This is a genomic window from Phyllobacterium bourgognense (assembly GCF_003337575.1).
GTDB lineage: Bacteria > Pseudomonadota > Alphaproteobacteria > Rhizobiales > Rhizobiaceae > Phyllobacterium > Phyllobacterium bourgognense.
This window is the reverse complement of sequence record NZ_QPJM01000002.1, coordinates 511,897-531,293: the sequence shown is the minus strand read 5'-3', so window position 1 is coordinate 531,293 and position 19,397 is coordinate 511,897. Positions and strand designations below refer to the sequence as shown.

The following is a 19,397-nucleotide window of genomic DNA, read 5'->3' as shown; positions in this document are numbered from 1 at the left end:
GCTCCCCATGGAAAGGACGGGCATAGGATAGCCCAGGTTCGGGGAGCGTGGATAAGTGGCCACGATTATTTTTGTTCGGAGGTTGATCGGGGTGCCTTGAAGGCTGGTGATTTGCCGGATGGCAATGCTGCTGTGCGTGGTTCGACAAGCTCACCATGAGGGAGATTGAGGACTGCACCGCTTGTCCCCGCCCCCGCAGTCCTTGGCTCCTTGCAATCAACCCACGTCCCTCATGGTGAGCTTGACGAACCACGCACAGCGGCAATGCCGTCCGGAAAAGAAGGGCCAACTTATCCGCGATTTCCGCATGATCCGGCATGCAAGTGAAACGAGATCACTGGGGTGTGGTAGACGACTTCCCTTCGATCTCCTTCAGATCCGCTTCCTGCTGTTTCTTCAGCAGTTGCATCTCGGCCTGCCTGCGGGCCGCGACAGCGGGATCCGAGGACGGGCCGGCTTGTCCTGACTTGGCGACGGAAAGCTTTGATCGCAGCGCATCCTTTTCTTCCGGAGTGAACTGCGTGGTCTCGCCTTTTGGATCAGGTGTGAAATGGGGATAGGCACCGGTATTTACCGGCCCGGTCAGAGGCGAATTGGACATGGGCGGCGGGGGCGGACTGGCGCAGGCACCAAGACCGGCGATGAGGATGGCGCCAACAGAGAAGCGCATAATGTTTTTGACCGAAATGTTCATTATGTGTCCTGACTGCGAAAAACGATTTCATCATTGCCGTAACAATTGCACGTTAGAGGGATAGCACCGATTTATGATATGATGTCAATATCGCGCATCGACGGGAGGAAGCGACTGCATGGATAATCAAGGCGATAAGAGCGGCAAGACCCCGAACCTTGATAACTATGTCGTCAAGGATCCGGAAGCCTTTGCGCGCAATGTCGCCCATATGATCGAGCAGGCCGGAAAAGCGGCTTCCGCCTGGGTCGAACCGCGCGAAAAAGGCCTGAAGCGTGACACGCTCGCCGACCCCGTCACGGACGTGGTGAAGACACTTTCAAAAGTTTCGGAATATTGGCTTTCCGAGCCGGCCCGCGCCCTTGAAGCGCAGACCAAACTATTTTCCAGCTATATGGTGATCTGGTCGAACTCCATTCGCCGCATGAGTGGTGAAGAGGTGGAGGACATCGTCACGCCCGACAAGGGTGACAAGCGTTTTGCCGATGAGGACTGGGGCAAGAACGCCTTTTTCGATTTTCTCAAGCAGGCCTATCTCGTTACTGCACGTTGGGCGGGGGATCTCGTCGAAAACGCCGAAGGACTTGACGATCATACGCGGCACAAGGCGGCATTTTACGTCAAGCAGATCACCACGGCGGCATCTCCGAGCAACTTTCTCCTGACCAATCCGGAGCTTTACAAGGAAACCGTTGCCAGCAATGGCGAAAATCTCGTTCGCGGCATGAAGATGCTTGCCGAAGATATTGTGGCCGGAGGCGGCGACCTGCGCCTGCGCCAGTCCGACCTTACGAAGTTTGCACTCGGCGAGAATGTCGCCACCACTCCGGGCAAGGTTATCGCCCGCAGCGAAGTCGCGGAGATCATCCAGTACGATCCAGCCACAAAAGAGGTATTCAAGCGCCCTCTCCTGATTTGTCCGCCATGGATCAACAAATTCTACATTCTCGATCTGAACCCCGAGAAATCCTTCATCAAATGGGCGGTGGAACACGGCCACACGGTCTTCGTGATTTCATGGGTCAATCCCGACCATCGCCACGCTATGAAGGACTGGACGGCCTATATCAATGAGGGCCTGCGTTTTGGGCTCGATACGGTCGAGAAAGCCACCGGCGAAAAAGCCGTGAACGCCATCGGCTACTGTGTTGGCGGAACCCTCTTGAGCGCTGCCCTCGCCCTTTTTGCCAAGGAAGGCGAAGAGCGAATCAAGAGCGCCACCCTCTTTACGACGCAGGTGGATTTCACCCATGCGGGCGATCTCAAGGTCTTCGTTGACGAAGATCAAATCCGGGCGCTGGAAAAGGCAATGTCGGCGGAAGGCTATCTGGACGGAACGCGCATGGCGACGGCCTTCAACATGCTCCGCTCCGGCGACCTGATATGGCCCTATGTGGTCAATAACTATATGCGCGGCCGCGATCCCGTGCCGTTCGACCTGCTTTACTGGAACGCCGATGCCACAAGGATGAGCGCGGCGAACCATTCCTATTACTTGCGTAACTGCTATCTCGACAACAATCTGGTGCGCGGCATGATGAAGCTCGCTGGGGAGAATCTCTCGCTCGCCGATGTCAAAATCCCGATCTACAATCTCGCCGCCAAGGAAGATCATATCGCTCCCGCACTTTCCGTCTTCACGGGCTGCCGTTATTTCGGCGGGGATATCACCTATGTCATGTCGGGCTCAGGTCACATAGCGGGCGTCGTCAATCCGCCCGCCAAGAACAAGTATCAATATTGGACCGGCGGCAAGCCAGTCGGCGCATTCGATGAATGGCTGGCAAAGGCGAAAGAACATCCCGGTTCCTGGTGGAACCATTGGGAGAAATGGATCGAAGCGCAGGACGGAACACGCGTTCCCGCACGCAAACCGGGCGAAAATCATATGAAGATTCTCGCCGAAGCGCCCGGAACATATGTCCGTGTGCGCGTTTGAACCGTTCGATTTGGGACCGTGGAAAAGCGTAAAGAACACGTAACGACAATGGCGAGAAAGTGGCCGATCACGTTTTCGCCTCATTCTACCTATACTTGAAGCCTTGTGCAGATGACAAAACTTCATTAACTCTGGCGACTCTCTGCCGGTGTTATTTGCACTTCAATAGAACTTCGCGAGCTTTCTGCTCTTATAAAAGCGGACCGGACTTGAACACTACACGGCCGGAAAAGACGAGACGGGGGAATCGTTGAAATTACTGCCAGCTTCAGTTTATGCCCTTCGGGCGAGTACGGTCGCATGCGTCATTGTGCTTTCGGCCATGACTGCTACATCGTGCACGTCGACGGTCTCAAGCCCCGGAGCTACTGCTGCCCTGGCTCCCTCCAGCGATGCCACGACACACACGACTGAAAGCGCGATGCCGTCCGGCGGCACCCAAGCGATAACCCCCGAAGCGCTGGCTCTGGCCGGAAGCACTGAGCCGACTGCTCTTCAGGCGATAAATCAAACCGCCAAACCTGTTAATGGCAAGGCGTTGCCAGTTACGGCTGCTACAGAAGCCCCGAAAAGCGCAGAACAGCAAACCGCGGCAGCAGCTGCTCCGACACAGGCAGCGCCCGTCAAAACATCACTTTTCGGTTCGAGCACTCCTGCCAATACTGGAGAGACGCAGGTTGCAAGCGCGGCAACAGCTGCGGCGCCCGTCAAGACATCGCTGTTTGGAAATCCCATGAGGGGCGAAGGCGACATTCAGCCGAAAAAAACCCAGCAGCAAGCTGCAGAGGTTCCGGCAGCTGATACAGACAAGACCGCAGCCAAGTCTGATGCTCCCGCATCCCCGGAGCAAGGCATTGCGACTGAAACGACGCGTCCAGCGACGGCAGCAAAGAACAATGGCGCGCTGATGCGGCTGTTCTCCAATAATCTTTCGAAGCCGGCCGGAAAGCGCCTGGTCGCCGTCATTGAACCAAAATCACAACCAAAACTGCGCGCAGTCAATACGCCGGTCCAGACAGCATCAGCACTGCCTGCTGCCAGCTCATTCGCCGGCCAGACCCAATATGTATCATCCTCACTACCTGGCGTGCGGCCCAATGCGGGCATCCAGATCATGCAGCGCGACAGTCTTTATGACGATGACGATGTTGAAGCCGCGGCAGCTCCTGTGATTCTTGCTTCGGCCGCGGGCCTCGCTCGTCTCGCGCCCAACGGTCTCAAGGTTCAGCGCGAAAACGTCCAGGTTGCCTGCCTGAAACCGCAACTCGTCGGTATGCTCAAGTCAATCGAGCGCAGATACGGCAAGTCCGTGATTGTGACGTCGGGGTATCGCAGCCCGCCCTACAACCGGCTTGTCAACGGCGCGAAGGCGTCGCTGCACATGTCCTGCGCTGCAGCAGACATACAAGTCCCCGGAGTTTCCAAGTGGGAGTTGGCCAATTTCGCCCGCTCGATGTCTGGACGAGGCGGTGTCGGTACCTATTGTCACACCGAATCAGTTCACGTCGATATTGGACCAACGCGCGATTGGAACTGGCGCTGTTCACGCAGGGCTGGCTGAGCATTCAGCACAAAATGCTATCCCCGCAGGGTCGTAGGGCACCAACCCCAGTTTATCGATGGCCACAAACTGCACTTTTTCGAAAAAAGAACGCTTTATGGGCTTGCGGCGCAAAAACTGTTTCACTATAAGCCGCTTAACCGAGCGGCGCCCATCGTCTAGCGGTTAGGACGGCGCCCTTTCACGGCGCAAACAGGGGTTCGATTCCCCTTGGGCGTACCAGGTTTTTTCTCGAAAATTCAATTGCTTGCTCGCAAAAGCTCTCATCCCGCGATGTTTGCTTGCAATAGAAAACGGCCAACTCCGGGTGAGCTGGCCGTCTGATTTGTTGCGGACCGCGCTAGTTGGCGGGTGCTGGCTTTGCCGGATCCGGGGCGGGAGTTGTTGGTGCTGGAGCTGGTGTTGTGGGCTCGGTTGTCGTTGCCGGCGGGGTCGTTGTGGTTTCAGCCGGCTTGTCGTTACAACCCGCCAACGTGAATGCAGCGAGAGCAACAAACGGTAGGAAAAACTTGAGTTTCATCACGTCTCCTCCTGATGAGTTTCGTCCCTCCGCGTAGCATGTGACACTCTTGCAGATTAGAACAGCCCGGTTATTTCAAGCTTTGTCACCGCCTGTTAGACAAAGTTATGAGACCCGAATCGGCAGCTGACCTATTATCTCGGTACTGCCACATTGATTTGCGGCAGCAGGGTCCAGTTCAACCTCCAAGCTGGCCCGATTCTCCCACCCCAGAGCAAACTCAACCTGCCTTTCAGAGGCAGGTTTTTTTATATGCTGTGCCAGGATGTTGTCGCGCTCCATCATGTCGGCTAAATCCTCCACATGATATTCGCTTCCCCTCTCGTCACCGGCCGGCTGGTCCAACGCTACAAACGCTTTCTCGCTGACATTATTCTGGACGACGGCAATCCGATCACAAGTTCGGTTCCCAATACCGGCTCCATGCTGGGCCTGACGGACCCGGGCATCAGGGTGTGGTTGTCGATTTCGGACGGGTTGAAACGCAAATATCCGCACACTTTGCAGCTGGTCGAAGCGCAAGGCATCATGGTTGGCATCAATACGGGCCTGCCAAACCGCATTGCTGAAGAAGCGATCCTGTCAGGTCTGCTGCCCTCTTTGAGCGGCTATACGGAGTTCAGACGCGAGCAAAAATACGGCTCGAATTCGCGCATCGATATACTTTTGCGCGACCCAAATCGTCCTGACGCCTATGTCGAGGTCAAGAACGTGCATTTTTCAAGATCTGCCGGACTGGCAGAATTTCCCGATTCTCCAACTGCGCGAGGCGCAAAACATCTGGATGAGCTTGGCAACATGGTTGAAAACGGTCATCGTGGTATCATGCTCTATGTCATCCAGCGCGGAGACTGCGAACGTTTGAAAATTTGCGGCGATCTTGATCCTGCTTATGCAACGGCTTTCGAGCGGGCAATGCGGCGCGGGGTTGAAGCTTACGCAGTAAAATGCCACATCACACCCACGGGTATCGCTGCTATCAGCACAATGCCAATTATCGATTGACGCCAACCGGAACGAATATGGTTACCTATCTCGACGCACAGAGCGCGCCCTTGAAAAATACCGGGCAGATCAGGCTTCACGGCCCGGAAGGGTTTGAGGCCATGCGCAAGGCTTGCCTGTTGACCGCACGCTGCCTGGATGAACTCGCCTCTATCGTTGCGCCGGGCGTCACGACCAACACCATCGATCGTTTTGTCTTCGAGTTCGGGGCGGATCATGGCGCTCTGCCAGCTACGCTCAACTATCGCGGTTATACGAAGTCGAGCTGCACCTCGATCAATCACGTGGTCTGCCACGGCATCCCCGACGACAAGCCGCTGCGGGAAGGCGACATCGTCAATATCGACGTGACCTATATCCTCGATGGCTGGCATGGCGATTCCAGCCGCATGTACCCGGTGGGCGAAATCAAGCGCGCGGCCGAGCGCCTGATGGAAGTCACGCATGAGAGCCTGATGCGCGGCATCGCGGCCGTGCGTCCCGGTGCGCGTACCGGCGCTATTGGCGCGGCCATCCAGACCTATGCGGAATCAGAACGATGCTCGGTCGTGCGGGATTTCTGCGGCCATGGCGTCGGCCGGCTTTTCCACGACGCGCCGAACATTCTGCATTACGGCACGCCGAATGAAGGCGTCGAACTGCGCGAGGGCATGATCTTCACCATCGAGCCGATGATCAATCTCGGCCGTCCACATGTGAAAGTGCTCGCCGATGGCTGGACAGCCGTTACGCGCGATCGCTCGCTTACTGCGCAGTATGAGCATACGGTAGGTGTCACCAAGGACGGCTGCGAGGTCTTCACCCTGTCTCCCGCCGGCCTGTTCGCGCCGGGATTGAAACTCGAATAGGATGGTAGCTCAATGAGCGAAGAAAAGCCGGAACAGACTTTCTTCTTCAACGAGCCCTCCGCAAAACTCTCTCCCAAACAACCACCCGTTGCAGCCGATAGCGCCGTCCGCAACGCGGAGCAGAAGAGCGATCCCGAAGAGGAGCTTCCGCATTACCATGGCCATCGCGAGCGGATAAGACAGCGGTTTCAAAAGGTCGGCCACGCGGGATTTGCCGACTACGAAATGCTGGAGATATTGCTGTATCGCTCGATCAAGCAAGGCGATACGAAGCCTTTGGCCAAGGCCCTCCTGTCTCGCTTTGGATCGCTGGCAGAAGTTCTTGGCGCTCCAGAACATCTTTTGCGCGAAGTGAAGGGGTGCGGTCCGGCTGTTACCTTCGACCTCAAGCTCGTAGCCGCGCTGACCCACCGCATGATCCGCAGCGACATTCGCGAAAAGACGGTGTTAAGCTCATGGAGCAAGGTCATGGATTATTGTGTCGCAGCAATGGCATATGAGTCGCGCGAGCAATTTCGCATCCTGTTTCTGGACAAGAAAAATTCATTGATCGCCGATGAAGTCCAACAGGTCGGGACGGTGGACCATACCCCGGTCTATCCGCGCGAGGTGATTGCGCGGGCACTGCAACTCGCTGCGAGTGGCATCATCCTCGCGCACAACCACCCTTCCGGTGATCCTACCCCTTCAAAAGCCGATATCGAAATGACGAGGACAATCGCCAATATCGGAGCACAGATGGGTATTGTCGTGCATGACCACATCATCATCGGCAAGAACGGCCATGCCAGCCTGAAGGACCTCAAACTTTTCTGACGCAACCGCAAACGCGATCAAATGTGCGGTCAGTACGAATTCGGCTATGATAAATCCCGTCGAGATCTGAGCGGAGTACAAATCATGCTGCAAGCCTGTTTGAACGGCGGTCGAACCCGGGACTTTCATGCTGCAGTCCCTTTGACCGCGGCAGAACTCGCCCATGATGCGGCGCAGAGTGTTGCTGCTGGCGCGCGGGAACTTCATGTACACCCACGCGGTGCGGATGGTGCCGAGAGCCTTGAGCCCGATGATGTCGCAGAGGCAATTCTGGCCATCCGCTCCAGCGTCCCCGGTATTCCAATCGGACTATCCACCCACTGGCGCATTCCGCCCGGAGGCAAGGCCCGGCAAAGGCCGATTGAGCAATGGAGCGTGCTGCCGGATTACGTTTCCATCAATCTCGTTGAGGTGGACGCAGCGGAAATGATCTCGCTCGTCATGGGTAAAGGAATCGGCGTCGAAGCAGGCATATGGTCCGTGAGCGATGCGGAACGCTTTGTCGCGCTGCCCGATGCCCCTAGATGCCTGCGCGTGTTGATCGAAATCAATGAACAGGACGCTGAAGAAGGTCTCTCCGTCGCAACTGGCATCATATCAGTTCTCCAGCAAGCCGATTTTTCGCTTCCAATTCTGTTGCACGGCGATGAAGCCAGTGTATGGCCGATGTTCAGGGAAGCAATGGCGCGCGGCTATGACAGCCGCATTGGCCTTGAGGACGGCAGGCTACTGCCTTCGGGGAAAAGGGCGGCCGATAACGCCGACATTGTCCGCGCAGCTGTTTTGCTGGCACGGGCTTATTGAACTGCCTGCGTAGCCACACCAACAAAAAAAGGCCGCTTGAAGCGGCCTTTTTCAGATCATTGGTTGAAGCTTATGCCTCGTCGTCTGCCTTCTTCTTGGCAGCCTTCTTAGGCGCCGCCTTCTTGGCAGGCTTCTTGGCTTCATCCGACTTGGCGTCAGCCTCGTCATCGGCCATCAGCGCTTCCTTGGTCACCTTCTTGTCGGTGACGTTGATGTTCGACAAAAGGTGATCGACTACCTTTTCCTCGAAGATCGGAGCGCGCAAATTGTTGACTGCTTCCGGGGTCTTGCGGAAGAATTCATAGATCTGCTGTTCCTGACCGGGATACTGGCGAACCTGATCATAGACGGCGCGCTGCAGCTCGTCTTCGGTCACTTCGATACCGGCCTTGTTGCCAATTTCCGAAAGAACGAGACCGAGACGAACGCGGCGTTCGGCAAGCTTGCGATACTCGTCGCGAGCCTCTTCTTCCGTCGTGTCCTCGTCTTCGAAGGTCTTGCCGGCTTCCTGCAGGTCGTGGCCGATCTGTGCCCAGATGTTGTTGAACTCAGCATTAACCAGACGTTCTGGCGACTCGAACTGATATTCGCTGTCGAGCGCGTCAAGTATCTGGCGCTTCACCTTTTGACGAGTGAACTTGCCGTACTGGCTTTCGATCTGCTCGCGGATGACCTGACGCAGGCGGTCGGCGCTTTCGATGCCAAGCTTCTTGGCAGTCTCATCATTGATTTCGAGTTCGCCCGGCTTGGCAACTTCCTTGACGGTTACGTCGAAGGTTGCATCCTTGCCTGCAAGATGAGCTGCCTGGTATTCGGCCGGGAACGTAACTTTGATCTGCTTTTCATCACCGGCCTTGGTTCCGATCAACTGATCTTCGAAGCCCGGGATAAACTGGCCGGAACCGAGAACCAGCGTCGCATCGCTGTCGGCACCGCCATCAAACGGAACGTCGTCGACCTTGCCGAGGTAATCCATCGTGATGCGGTCGCCGCTTTCAGCTTTGCCCTTCTTCGTCTCGAACGTCTGCGCAGAGCTCGCAACGCGCTTGACCTGCTCTTCGACTTCCTCATCGGAGACATCGACGACTTCGCGCGTGACGTTGATCTTGGAGGTGTCCTTGATCTCGATGGCAGGCAGAACTTCATAATTCAGCGAGAATTCGAAATCGGCCTGACCGCTCAATACCTTGTCCGCTTCCTTCTCGTCTTCGGTCATGACGACCTCAGGCTGGGTAGCCGACTTTTCATTGCGCTCGGCGAGGATCGTGCGTGAAGAATCGCTCAGAATCTCGTTGACGACTTCAGCCATGAATGACTTGCCGTACATCTTGCGCAGGTGCGCCATAGGCACCTTGCCCGGGCGGAAACCATTGATGCGCGCTTTTGCGCTGGCGCCTTGTAGGCGTTCGGAAAGCTTTGCTTCCAGATCCTTGGCCGGAACAACGACCTTGATCTCGCGCTTCAGCCCTTCATTGAGCGTTTCAGTAACCTGCATGTCCAAACCTTCACTTTTTAACATTCGTCCCGCCGTCACCGGCTCTTTCGCCAAATTGCGGGAGAAAAACTCATGCCGTCGTGGCTTCTGGTTCGGATGGAGTGAGCCGCGCTCTACCATCCGCGTTGATTTTATTGGTTTATTTCTAACTCAACTTCGTTTTGTAGCATTGATTGTACCACACAATCCGGCACAAAGTTACGGAAGAAACAGTACCCTTACCGACTGGTCGCTCCCTTTACTTGCCTTACGTCTAAAAATCAATGGTAGAGCCTTTGCAGTTGACGAAATTGCCTGTCGCCAGCCGATTGCTACCCGCGATTGCAGGGTGACAACGAAATCGAACTGTGCAAATCTGCCCCCACGGGGTTTTGAGACAGATCGATTATGACCACGCCCTCCCCAATAGTCGTCGTATATAAATCGGATCGAAGCTCTATGAACTGATTTGCAATATTAGATTGGTCGTCCGTGGAAACCTGTCTTCAATCCATTTTAATCGATTGAGCAGATTGGTATTTTTCTCCGTACGACACACTGGAAGTCTCGTTGCCATGGAGGCCTATCCCTTGCCACGCGCGTTGTTTACAGCCCTAAAACTTGGATTTACCGCCGCTATCTTGTCGGCATCGGCAGCCCTTGCCCAGGAAGCCGCGGCTCCGCCTCCTCCCCCGACCGTGACGGTTGCAAAGCCGGTCGTGCGTGACGTGGTGGACAGCGATGAGTTTATCGGACGATTTGAAGCCGTCGATCAGGTCGCCGTCCGTTCACGCATCGATGGCTATCTCGATACAGTTCATTTCACCGATGGCGCATTGGTAAAGAAAGGCGATCCGCTTTTCACGATTGACCAGCGGCCCTATATCACCGCGCTGGCGCAGGCAAAATCGTCGCTCGAGGTTGCCAAGACAACGCTGACTTACGCTGAGGCACAGTACAAGCGGACGGAATCGCTCACCGGCAGCGGCACGCTGTCAGTATCGACGCTCGATGACCAGCGGCGCGCTTTCCTGGCGGGCCAGGCCAGTGTGGCCGGCGCTCAGGCGGCCGTCGATGGCGCTCAGCTCAATCTTCTATATACGCAGATCACCGCGCCGCAGGATGGCCGTATCGATCGCCGGCTGATTTCGGTTGGCAATCTGGTCAATGCCAATGACACGATCCTGACTACCATCGTCTCGCTTGACCCGATCGATTTCTACTTCGACGTCGATGAGCGCAATCTGCTCAACTACGCACGGACGGCTCGCGAGCGTGGAAGCAACTTGCAGGAAGGCGGCGGCGGCCTTGATGTCACTGTCAAACTCACGGACTCCAACGAACCGCCAGTCAAGGGCAAACTCGACTTTGCCGAAAATCGGATCGATGACGCGACAGGCACGATGCGGGTTCGCGCACGCTTCGCCAACCCCAATTTCATCCTGCAGCCAGGACTTTTTGGGCGCGTGGAAGTGGCCGCTTCGAACACCTATAAGGGGATTTTGGTCCCTGATGAAGCTGTCGGCTCGGACCAGAACGAGCGCGTCGTCTTCGTCGTCGCTGAGGACGGCACTGTCACGAGCAAGCCAGTTCGCCCGGGTCCCAAGCTTTATGGCTACCGCGTCATTCGCGAGGGGCTGACCGGTGACGAGACGATCGTCGTCAATGGGTTGATGCGCGTTCGTCCCGGCGGCAAGGTCAAGCCCGAACTCGTCCAGCTTCCGCCAGAGGCAAAGACGGCGGAGGCCAGTCAATGAGGTTTGCGCATTTCTTCATCGATCGGCCGATCTTTGCATCCGTCCTTTCGATCGTATTGCTGCTTGTCGGCAGCATTGCCTATACGCAGCTTCCCGTCGCCCAGTATCCGGAAATCGCTCCGCCGACCATTGTGGTGCGCACGTCCTATCCCGGCGCCGATGCGGAAACCATCGCGAACACTGTAGCCACCCCGATCGAGCAGCAGATCAACGGCGTCGAGGACATGCTTTACATGTCATCCTATTCGACCGCCGACGGCTCGATGTCGCTGACCATCACCTTCAAGCTCGGTACCGATCTCGACAAGGCACAGGTTCTTGTGCAGAACCGTGTCGCGATCGCTGTGCCTCAGCTGCCGGAAGACGTCCAGCGTAACGGCATAACCACGACGAAAAGCTCGCCTGACCTGATGATGGTCGTGCACGTGCTTTCGCCGGATAATCGCTATGATCAGCTCTACGCGTCGAACTATGCCAACACCCGCATCCGCGACGTGCTGCTGCGGCTTGATGGCGTCGGCGACATCACCATTTTTGGTGAGCGTCAATATTCGATGCGCGTCTGGCTCGATCCGCAGAAACTGGCCGCCTACAGCATGACGTCGGGTGATGTCGTGCAGGCGTTGCGTGACCAGAACGTGCAGGTCAATGGCGGTGAAATCGGTGGCCCGCCAACGTCTGGCACAGGCGCCTTTCAGTATACCGTCACGATGCAGGGCCGGTTCGAGGATGCAAGGCAATTTCGCTATGTGATCGTCAAGACCGGCGCAGATGGCCGCCTCGTCCAGTTGCAGGATGTCGCCCGCATTGAGCTTGGTGCGAAAGATTATGTGACCAACAGCTACCTCGATGGCAGTCCCGCCGTTGCGCTCGGTATTTTCAGCCGGCCCGGCACCAATGCGCTTGCAGCTGCTGCTACAATCAAATCCACAATGCAGGAGCTTGCCAAGGATTTCCCTCCAGGGCTCAAATACGACATCGTCTATGATCCAACCGAATTCATTGCTGAGTCGATCAACGATGTTTACACGACCATCTTCGAGGCAGTGATTCTCGTCGCGCTGGTCGTGCTCGTCTTCCTGCAATCGTGGCGTACCGCAATCATTCCTATCGTTGCCATTCCTGTCTCGTTGATCGGTACGTTCGCCATTCTTCTGGCATTCGGCTTTTCGCTGAATATGCTGACCTTGTTCGGGCTCGTTCTCGCCATTGGCATCGTCGTCGACGATGCGATTGTCGTTGTCGAAAACGTGGAACGAAACCTGGCATCTGGCATGACGCCAAAGCAGGCGGCGCATACCACCATGGATGAAGTGGGCACAGCCGTCATCGCCATCTCGCTGGTGCTGATCGCAGTGTTCGCACCTACAGCTTTCATTCCCGGCATTTCCGGCCAGTTCTACCTGCAGTTTGCCGTAACGATTTCTGCGGCAACGGCGATTTCAGCTCTCAACTCGCTGACATTATCTCCTGCCCTGGCTGCAATTATCCTGCGTCCGCACGATCACGCGGTTTCCAACAATCCGCTCGCGCGTTTCGGGCGAGGCCTCGCCAACGGTTTCAACAGAGGCTTCGATAAAATGGCATCGGGCTATTCCTGGATCGTAAGACGGCTGGTGGGATCGACGATCGGCCTCCTTGCCTCGCTTCTCGTGTTCGTCGGCCTCCTTGGAGCCACATGGTACATCTCGAATCTGGTACCGCGCGGCTTCATTCCTCAGATGGACCAAGGGTACGCGATCGTGGTTGTCCAGCTGCCGGACGGAGCATCCCTCGCCCGCACCGACGCCGTGGTCCAGCAAGCCTCGAAGATTATCCGCGATATCCCCGGTGTCAGAAACTCGGTCGCCTTCGCCGGCTTCAGTGGCGCGACTTTCACCAATGCTTCGAATGCCGGCGTTGTTTTCGCGCCGTTCGAATCATTTGACGAACGGATCAAGAATGGCCAGACGGCAACGTCGATCATTGGCCAGATTTATGGAAGTCTGCAGAGCATTCAGGAAGCTTTCATCATCGCGGTGCCACCGCCTTCCATTCGCGGTGTCGGCAATGCCGGTGGTTTCAAGATGCAGCTCCTCGATCGCGACAGTTCGGATATGCGCCGCGTTCTTGGCCTGGCCCAGCAGATGATGGGAGAAGCCAACCAGACACCTGGTCTTACCGGCGTCTATACGACGTTCTCTGCCTCGAGCCCGCAATATTTCCTTGATATCGACCGCGACAAGGCCCGGGCATTGAACGTGCCTATTCCGAACATTTTTGAAGCGCTGTCGATCAATCTCGGCACGTCTTATGTGAATGATTTCAATGCTTACGGCCGTGTTTATCAAGTACGCGCGCAGGCCGATCAGCAATTCCGCATGGATCGCGCGGACATTCTCGCGCTGAAGGTTCGCTCGGCGACCGGTGCGCTGGTTCCGCTGGGTACACTTGTCGAAATCAGGGATACAACCGGCCCATCGCTCGTGCAGCGCTATAACATGTACGTGTCGGTGCCGCTCCAGGGCAATTCTGCCCCCGGCGTTTCTACCGGTACAGGGCTCGACAAGATGGAGGAGCTTGCGGCGAAAACCTTGCCGCCGGGCACAACCTTCAACTGGACCGAGCTTGCATTGCAGGAGAGAAGCACGGGAAACACGGCGATACTGATTTTCGGCCTTTCCGTGGTCTTCGTCTTTCTTGCGCTGTCCGCCCAGTATGAAAGCTGGATCCTGCCGCTGGCTATCATCCTGATCGTTCCATTGGCGGTGCTGGCTGCGCTAATCGGGGTGGACCTGCGGGGTATGGACAACAACATCCTGACGCAGATCGGGCTCGTCGTGCTGATTGGTCTGGCGGCGAAGAACGCGATTCTCATCGTCGAATTCGCTCGGCAACACCAGGAAGATGGTGCGACGCCGGTCGAAGCGGCTATCGAGGCAAGCCGCTTGCGCCTGCGTCCGATCCTGATGACCGCCTTTGCCTTCATCTTCGGCGTTGTCCCGCTGATGATCGCACAAGGACCGGGCGCCGAAATGCGCCAGTCGCTCGGTACGGCGGTGTTTTCCGGCATGCTCGGCGTTACGTTCTTTGGCCTGTTCCTGACACCGGTGTTCTACGTCGCACTCCGGTCTTTCGGCCGCAAACGTAAAGTGGCCGTAGAAGAAGCCCCCGCCGCCCATTAACAAAATTGCGCGAGGCTTTTCGAGCCTCGCGCAAAACAGCTCCCAACATACCCCCATAGTTACTGTTACGTACTTTCTTCGAAATTCGTCAGCATGCATGCTGCGCCGGGTGGGGCAAGTGGTCGATTGCGGCCATGGCAGCCTTGAGGGGATGGGATATGGACGACACTTTACATCCGGCAGCGATAGAACATCTGCCGGTTTTTATCACCGCCCCCGGTCAAACCGACTGGCTGTTCAGCGGGGTCGTCGTCTTTCTGTTGGCAATGATCCTCATCGTCGGCAATTTCTATTTCCGACTGCATGCCCTGCCGGAGCAAATGGCGCATCGGGGGAAAAAGGTGCAAATGGAGATTGTGGCCGTCCTGGCGCTTATTTCCCTGTTCACCCACAACCATATCTTCTGGATCGCCGGCCTGTTGCTGGCATTGATTGATTTTCCGGATTTCTCCTCGCCGATGGTTTCAATTGCACAGTCGCTGGAGAAACTCTCCGGGCGCGCTAGAACCGGCGAGGATGAGGCAATCGTCTCCCCGCCTGAACCGGAGCCGAAATCTGACACCGCAGGTGGGGGTATCTGAGTCATGTTTGAGCTACTTCTCTGTTCAATGCTCACAGTCTTTCCGGACTACCTTTACCGCCGCTATGTGCAGGGAAGACGTCTCGGCCGGGAGATTACTCTCTATACGGTGTGGTATGAGCTGCGCTGGGGTATCACTGCCTGCCTTTTACTGACCGTTGCGTTGATTACAGTCATTTTTTATTTTCATCCTTCAACGAAAAACGTCACCGCCGTATTCCGGACAGTAACCATTCTCCCCGAAACCACCGGCCGTGTTGCCGAAGTATTCGTCGGAATCAATACAAAGGTCGAAGCCGGAGCACCGCTTTTCCGGCTCGACAGTTCTGAACAGGAAGCGGCACACGAAACGGCACAACGCCAAATCGATGAGACCGTTGCCGAGACTGCGGTGGCACAAACGGAATTGGCCGGGGCAGATGGCCTCATTCAGCAGGCGCAAGGTGCCTACCAGCAAGCTCTGGATGAACTCGCGACCAGGCAAGAGCTTTTGCGGCGCAGGGCGGACGTTTCGGTTCGGGAGGTGGAGCGATTGCAGATCACCGCTGACACCCGAAAAGGAGCGCTCGACGCTGCTATCGCCAACAAGCGGACAATAGAGACAAAACTTTCAACGCTGTTGCCTGCCCAGAAGGCGAGTGCAGAAGCGGCCCTTAAGCAGGCACAGGTGGAACTGGATAAAACCGTGGTTCGGGCCGGTGTGGCCGGAACGGTCCAACAGTTTACCTTGCGGCCAGGCGACGTTGTGAACACAATGATCCGCCCCGCCGGGATCCTCGTCCCGCAGGAGGCCGGACGCGTCGCGCTGATCGCCGGCTTTGGTCAGATCGAGGCGCAGGTGATGAAAAAGGGCATGATTGCCGAAGCAACATGTATCGGGAAGCCCTTTACGATCATTCCAATGGTGGTAACCGAAGTTCAGGATGTGATTGCGGCGGGACAGCTTCGGCCGACGGATCAGTTGATCGATGTGCAGCAACTTGCGCGGCCAGGCACGCTCACAGTCTTCCTGGAGGCGCTATATCCGGGGCAACTGGCGGGAATTCCGCCAGGCAGCAGTTGCATCGCCAATGCCTATACCAACAATCACGACGCACTGGCAGCGAAGGATATCGGCACGGGGAAATGGTTGTTCCTGCACATGGTCGACACAGTCGCTGTCGTGCACGCGATGATCCTTAGAATGCAGGCTCTGATGCTCCCCGTGCAGACCTTGGTGTTGGGTGGCCATTAGCGATGAAGGAGCCGAACTTGGGTGGTTCGCTCAGCATGCCAATGCCCAGCGCTGTATTTATGCTTTGCCGATCGCATCGCGAGAATGGGAGATATTGAAACAATCAGCGATCTGCATCGACAACGACAACCGGCTCGTGTTTTACAAGAGACATCAAGTAGAGGAGTAGTTCATCGGCCTGCTCATCAAAAGTTCGAATACGATCTTTGTACGGATTGGAGTAATTTTTGAGAGAATTTCCATTTTCAATGACTTTTTCCATGGCCTTTCTCAAATAGGCACTGTCGTTCGAAATCGGGATTACGTCTCCGTTTTCCCCGGGAACGACATCTTCGACGGCTCCTCCGGCGTCGGTAGCAATAACCCAAACATCGCGGATGAGCGCTTCCCTTACCGTCAGACCGAAGCTTTCTTTCCATTGTGAGGGAAAGAGAAGAACATCGATCCCCGAAAAGAACTCATCAATGGTGTCTTGTGTATAGGCCGGCACTATATGGACGGGATTTTTGGCGTTCATCCCATCGGCGTTGATGCTGCTGTATCCGTGATTGAGAGTGTTATCGACCAATACCAATTCGATGCCGCATTCGGGAAGCGCAGAGAAAGCCTGACGAACCAGCTCGTATCCTTTGATAGGAGTGGATCCACCTACATATCCGAACCGGATGGGTTTGGACGGAATGCGCTTATACTCAGCGGAGGGAAGCTTTATGCCGTTCTTGTTCACAAATATCTGTTCGTCACGTAACCCGTTGTACAGGTGAAGCTGCTTGAAAAAGCGGCTCGGAGAGATAAGTCCGTCTGCCTGGAACAAGCCTCGTAGAACGATTGCCGTGCGCTGTTTGTTGAAGCTCTTGTCCAACACACAAAGCGCGCACAAGTCCGGATCGATCCGCGTCTGGAAACAATATTTACCCTCGCCTGTGACCATGAACTGGCGCTCGCACAGCCACCACGCATCGTGAAGGGTTATTGCATAAGGAATCCCTGCCGCCTTGCAAACCGAACCCAACGCCACACCCAAGGTTTGAATCGAGTGCAACTGGACTACATCCGGTTTTATCGCGTTAAGAACCTCTTCGAAAACCTGGCCTACGGCCTCGTCTTCAACATCCATAAGGCGCGTCCGGATCACCGGCACCTTTACGGCGAAAACGGTGGCACCTTTGGCATCGTAGCGAACCACTCCATAGTCCGGCGCACCGTCATTTGACCAGGAAGTGAAGACGTAGACTTCAACACTCTCTTTCTGGGCCAGTCGTTGCGCCATCTCCTCGGCCACTATCGTTGCTCCACCAAACGATTGCGGAGCGAAGTAGACATTGGCAAACAGTATGCGTGAGACGTTCGATTTTCGGTTATTGAACCTTCTGATCAGCGGGGCCAGCTGCTGCTGTGCTATATATTCTGGACTATAGGCCCGAAAAACGCTTTCGAGAGCTTTCCCGGCCATTTCAGCGCGGAGCGCCTGATCGTCCACCAGCGCGAGCAGCTTATGCTCCCATTCGTCAGGACTTGTTGCGAGAAAGCCTGTCTCACCGTCGATAATAGCGGATTTAAATGCATCCACAGGTGAACACACTGAAGGCAGGCCCAGAATCGATGCTTCAAGGAACTTGATGTTGCTCTTTGCATCGTTGAAAACAGTCTGTTCGAGCGGAGCTATCGAGATGTGCGCGCTGGCGACTTTCTCCAAATAACCGTCGAAAGTTGTGAATGGCAACCGTTCAATTCGGTTCGCAAGGTCGTCGAACCGCGGTTCAATATTCAATTCGCCGATGATCCGAAGCCTGACATTGGGCCGTTTGGAAAGCACGTTGTAGATCGCCTCACTCGCCGACAAAAAGTCGATATCGTGGGTCTTCGTGCCGGAGCCGTAGACAATGATCACATCTTCTTGCGACTTGGTGTATTGCTCGTTGGAGTCCCGGATTCTTTGCGCTGTTTCGAGCGTCTCGTCGTCGAGCGCATTTTCTATGACGTGTGCGGGTCTTCCCGTGGTTTCCGTCATCCATTTTGCAAGTATGGGTGTTGAGCCTATGCCTTCATCGCACAGCACGAGTGCGTCGCGATAGAGTTTCATGCCGGCAATAACGCCGGCTCGCAATCCAGGGTCGAGACGGTCGAGGTTTTTGTTGGAAAGGTAGCCGTCCGGGTCGAATACGAGATCGTCTACTTCCCAGAAAGTATGGACGCCAAGGCGCTTGGCCTCTTGAATTATCAAGATCACCTCAGGCGTTGCCGGAACCCTGTAGAATATTACCACCGGATGGGTCTGCAGAAGCGTCCGAACCTCGTCCAGATGCGTCCAGTCAATTATCTTGGTCGCGACACCTATTTTGCCAAACAGTTCCGCTTTCTGATCGACCCGATATTTTCTGCATTGGGGGATCGACATTTCTGCGACGATCAAAACGCGCAGTACCATGAAATTTGCGGCTGGTCGGCTTTGACTTTTGGGATAGAAAGAGGAATGCGTGTCTCTGTTTTTGTCATTCACCGTAGACAGCAAGGAAGTGCGGCGGCTTCCGATGAGGGCTCGCAGCTTGCCACTTCGTGTGAAACCGAGAATTCGCGATGTCGTTTTTTTCACGCCGAATACCCGAACGGATTCGACCAGCTTTCTGGTGGCGAAAGGCAGCGTCTCAACGAGAATGTGTGTAATACGAACAAATGCGCTCACGGCGCGCTTGAAACTCATGCCTTTACCAATCCGTCTACTGTTCGGTGGAAGATATTCGAACTATCTGTCGGGCGCCACCAACGGCCAAAAATATACGCTCGTTATAGTTTCGGCGTCACCGTCCATTTTGGCCGCGACTTCTAATGTTTTCGCTGTCGGTCGCTTCGGCATCATTTCCCAGAGGATCAGAGACGTGCATTTTCCATTGGTCGATATGTGACCCTCGGACGGATGTCAATTTGGCGGAGAACGATCAGCAACTTCCATTGAGTGTTCAACGACACAGAGGTTGTCCAACACGTACGAATAGGCTAACGG

General features: G+C 55.7%; 16 protein-coding genes and 1 tRNA gene. 13 read left to right on the top strand and 4 right to left on the bottom strand.

What is annotated here, in order from left to right; all coding sequences use genetic code 11:
* Positions 1-334 precede the first annotated feature (334 nt).
* On the bottom strand, positions 335-694 hold the full coding sequence (locus tag C7476_RS06250; protein ID WP_114429006.1) for a hypothetical protein: 360 nt from the start codon (positions 692-694) through the stop codon (positions 335-337).
* A gap of 118 nt (positions 695-812) precedes the next feature.
* Between C7476_RS06250 and phaC the strand changes: the two genes are divergently transcribed.
* The 3 genes from phaC (at position 813) to C7476_RS06235 (ending at position 4,416) form a co-directional block, all read left to right on the top strand.
* On the top strand, positions 813-2,633 hold the full coding sequence (gene phaC / locus C7476_RS06245; protein WP_114429005.1) for a class I poly(R)-hydroxyalkanoic acid synthase: 1,821 nt from the start codon (positions 813-815) through the stop codon (positions 2,631-2,633).
* 250 nt (positions 2,634-2,883) lie between these two features.
* A complete protein-coding gene (locus tag C7476_RS06240; RefSeq protein WP_245426140.1) occupies positions 2,884-4,194 on the top strand; it encodes a YcbK family protein in 1,311 nt (436 codons plus the stop codon).
* Between the two features lie 147 nt (positions 4,195-4,341).
* Positions 4,342-4,416 (top strand) — tRNA-Glu (locus tag C7476_RS06235).
* A gap of 118 nt (positions 4,417-4,534) precedes the next feature.
* Here the strand turns inward: C7476_RS06235 and C7476_RS06230 are convergent.
* Positions 4,535-4,714 carry a hypothetical protein gene (locus tag C7476_RS06230; RefSeq protein ID WP_114429004.1) on the bottom strand — a complete coding sequence of 60 codons (180 nt, stop codon included), beginning with the start codon at positions 4,712-4,714 and terminating at the stop codon, positions 4,535-4,537.
* A 303-nt stretch (positions 4,715-5,017) separates the two neighbouring features.
* Here C7476_RS06230 and sfsA point away from each other — a divergent pair, with 303 nt between their 5' ends.
* From sfsA to C7476_RS06205, 4 genes are all read left to right on the top strand, one after another.
* Complete coding sequence (sfsA, locus tag C7476_RS06220; protein WP_114429002.1) at positions 5,018-5,719, top strand: DNA/RNA nuclease SfsA; 702 nt, start codon at positions 5,018-5,020, stop codon at positions 5,717-5,719.
* A 17-nt stretch (positions 5,720-5,736) separates the two neighbouring features.
* Positions 5,737-6,567, top strand: coding sequence for a type I methionyl aminopeptidase (map, locus tag C7476_RS06215; protein WP_114429001.1), 831 nt, complete (start codon positions 5,737-5,739; stop codon positions 6,565-6,567).
* A 12-nt stretch (positions 6,568-6,579) separates the two neighbouring features.
* Positions 6,580-7,383: a RadC family protein gene (radC, locus tag C7476_RS06210; protein WP_114429000.1), complete on the top strand. Its 804-nt coding sequence runs from the start codon at positions 6,580-6,582 to the stop codon at positions 7,381-7,383.
* Between the two features lie 84 nt (positions 7,384-7,467).
* The gene (locus C7476_RS06205) at positions 7,468-8,187 is read left to right on the top strand and encodes a 3-keto-5-aminohexanoate cleavage protein (RefSeq protein ID WP_114428999.1); all 720 of its coding nucleotides are present in this window, start codon (positions 7,468-7,470) and stop codon (positions 8,185-8,187) included.
* A 70-nt stretch (positions 8,188-8,257) separates the two neighbouring features.
* Here C7476_RS06205 and tig read toward each other — a convergent pair whose 3' ends face one another.
* Entirely contained in the window at positions 8,258-9,682 is a 1,425-nt protein-coding gene (tig, locus tag C7476_RS06200) for a trigger factor (RefSeq protein ID WP_181872362.1), read from the bottom strand.
* Here tig and C7476_RS28090 point away from each other — a divergent pair.
* The 5 genes from C7476_RS28090 to C7476_RS06180 all read left to right on the top strand — a co-directional run bounded on the left by C7476_RS28090 (position 9,681) and on the right by C7476_RS06180 (position 16,396).
* Positions 9,681-10,073, top strand: coding sequence for a hypothetical protein (locus tag C7476_RS28090; protein WP_181872361.1), 393 nt, complete (start codon positions 9,681-9,683; stop codon positions 10,071-10,073). The two genes, tig and C7476_RS28090, sit on opposite strands and share 2 nt — an antisense overlap.
* Before the next feature lie 163 nt (positions 10,074-10,236).
* Positions 10,237-11,418 carry an efflux RND transporter periplasmic adaptor subunit gene (locus C7476_RS06195; RefSeq protein WP_114428997.1) on the top strand — a complete coding sequence of 394 codons (1,182 nt, stop codon included), beginning with the start codon at positions 10,237-10,239 and terminating at the stop codon, positions 11,416-11,418.
* Positions 11,415-14,582, top strand: a complete 3,168-nt coding sequence (locus tag C7476_RS06190; RefSeq protein WP_114428996.1) for an efflux RND transporter permease subunit — start codon at positions 11,415-11,417, stop codon at positions 14,580-14,582. Before C7476_RS06195 ends, C7476_RS06190 begins: the two co-directional genes overlap by 4 nt.
* Positions 14,583-14,740: 158 nt before the next feature.
* Positions 14,741-15,163 carry a hypothetical protein gene (locus C7476_RS06185; protein ID WP_114428995.1) on the top strand — a complete coding sequence of 141 codons (423 nt, stop codon included), beginning with the start codon at positions 14,741-14,743 and terminating at the stop codon, positions 15,161-15,163.
* Between the two features lie 3 nt (positions 15,164-15,166).
* Entirely contained in the window at positions 15,167-16,396 is a 1,230-nt protein-coding gene (locus C7476_RS06180; protein ID WP_114428994.1) for an HlyD family secretion protein, read from the top strand.
* Between the two features lie 103 nt (positions 16,397-16,499).
* Here the strand turns inward: C7476_RS06180 and C7476_RS06175 are convergent, their stop codons facing one another.
* Positions 16,500-18,479 (bottom strand): glycosyltransferase, encoded by a 1,980-nt coding sequence (locus C7476_RS06175; RefSeq protein WP_181872360.1) that lies wholly within the window; start codon positions 18,477-18,479, stop codon positions 16,500-16,502.
* Positions 18,480-18,584: 105 nt separating this feature from the next.
* On the opposite strand from C7476_RS06175, the gene C7476_RS28085 reads away from it, so the two are divergent.
* Positions 18,585-19,223, top strand: a complete 639-nt coding sequence (locus C7476_RS28085) for a hypothetical protein (RefSeq protein ID WP_181872359.1) — start codon at positions 18,585-18,587, stop codon at positions 19,221-19,223.
* Positions 19,224-19,397: the final 174 nt, after the last annotated feature.

Excerpts from the sequence above, each read along its gene's own strand:
- C7476_RS06175 (WP_181872360.1), bottom strand. The coding sequence starts at position 18,479 with ATGAAACTCTATCGCGACGCACTCGTGCTGTGCGATGAAGGCATAGGC.
- C7476_RS06250 (WP_114429006.1), bottom strand. The coding sequence starts at position 694 with ATGAACATTTCGGTCAAAAACATTATGCGCTTCTCTGTTGGCGCCATC.
- phaC (WP_114429005.1), top strand. The coding sequence starts at position 813 with ATGGATAATCAAGGCGATAAGAGCGGCAAGACCCCGAACCTTGATAAC.
- radC (WP_114429000.1), top strand. The coding sequence starts at position 6,580 with ATGAGCGAAGAAAAGCCGGAACAGACTTTCTTCTTCAACGAGCCCTCC.
- sfsA (WP_114429002.1), top strand. The coding sequence starts at position 5,018 with ATGATATTCGCTTCCCCTCTCGTCACCGGCCGGCTGGTCCAACGCTAC.
- C7476_RS28085 (WP_181872359.1), top strand. The coding sequence starts at position 18,585 with ATGGACGCCAAGGCGCTTGGCCTCTTGAATTATCAAGATCACCTCAGG.
- C7476_RS06185 (WP_114428995.1), top strand. The coding sequence starts at position 14,741 with ATGGACGACACTTTACATCCGGCAGCGATAGAACATCTGCCGGTTTTT.
- C7476_RS28090 (WP_181872361.1), top strand. The coding sequence starts at position 9,681 with ATGTCCAAACCTTCACTTTTTAACATTCGTCCCGCCGTCACCGGCTCT.
- C7476_RS06205 (WP_114428999.1), top strand. The coding sequence starts at position 7,468 with ATGCTGCAAGCCTGTTTGAACGGCGGTCGAACCCGGGACTTTCATGCT.
- C7476_RS06190 (WP_114428996.1), top strand. The coding sequence starts at position 11,415 with ATGAGGTTTGCGCATTTCTTCATCGATCGGCCGATCTTTGCATCCGTC.
- tig (WP_181872362.1), bottom strand. The coding sequence starts at position 9,682 with ATGCAGGTTACTGAAACGCTCAATGAAGGGCTGAAGCGCGAGATCAAG.
- map (WP_114429001.1), top strand. The coding sequence starts at position 5,737 with ATGGTTACCTATCTCGACGCACAGAGCGCGCCCTTGAAAAATACCGGG.
- C7476_RS06195 (WP_114428997.1), top strand. The coding sequence starts at position 10,237 with ATGGAGGCCTATCCCTTGCCACGCGCGTTGTTTACAGCCCTAAAACTT.
- C7476_RS06230 (WP_114429004.1), bottom strand. The coding sequence starts at position 4,714 with ATGAAACTCAAGTTTTTCCTACCGTTTGTTGCTCTCGCTGCATTCACG.
- C7476_RS06180 (WP_114428994.1), top strand. The coding sequence starts at position 15,167 with ATGTTTGAGCTACTTCTCTGTTCAATGCTCACAGTCTTTCCGGACTAC.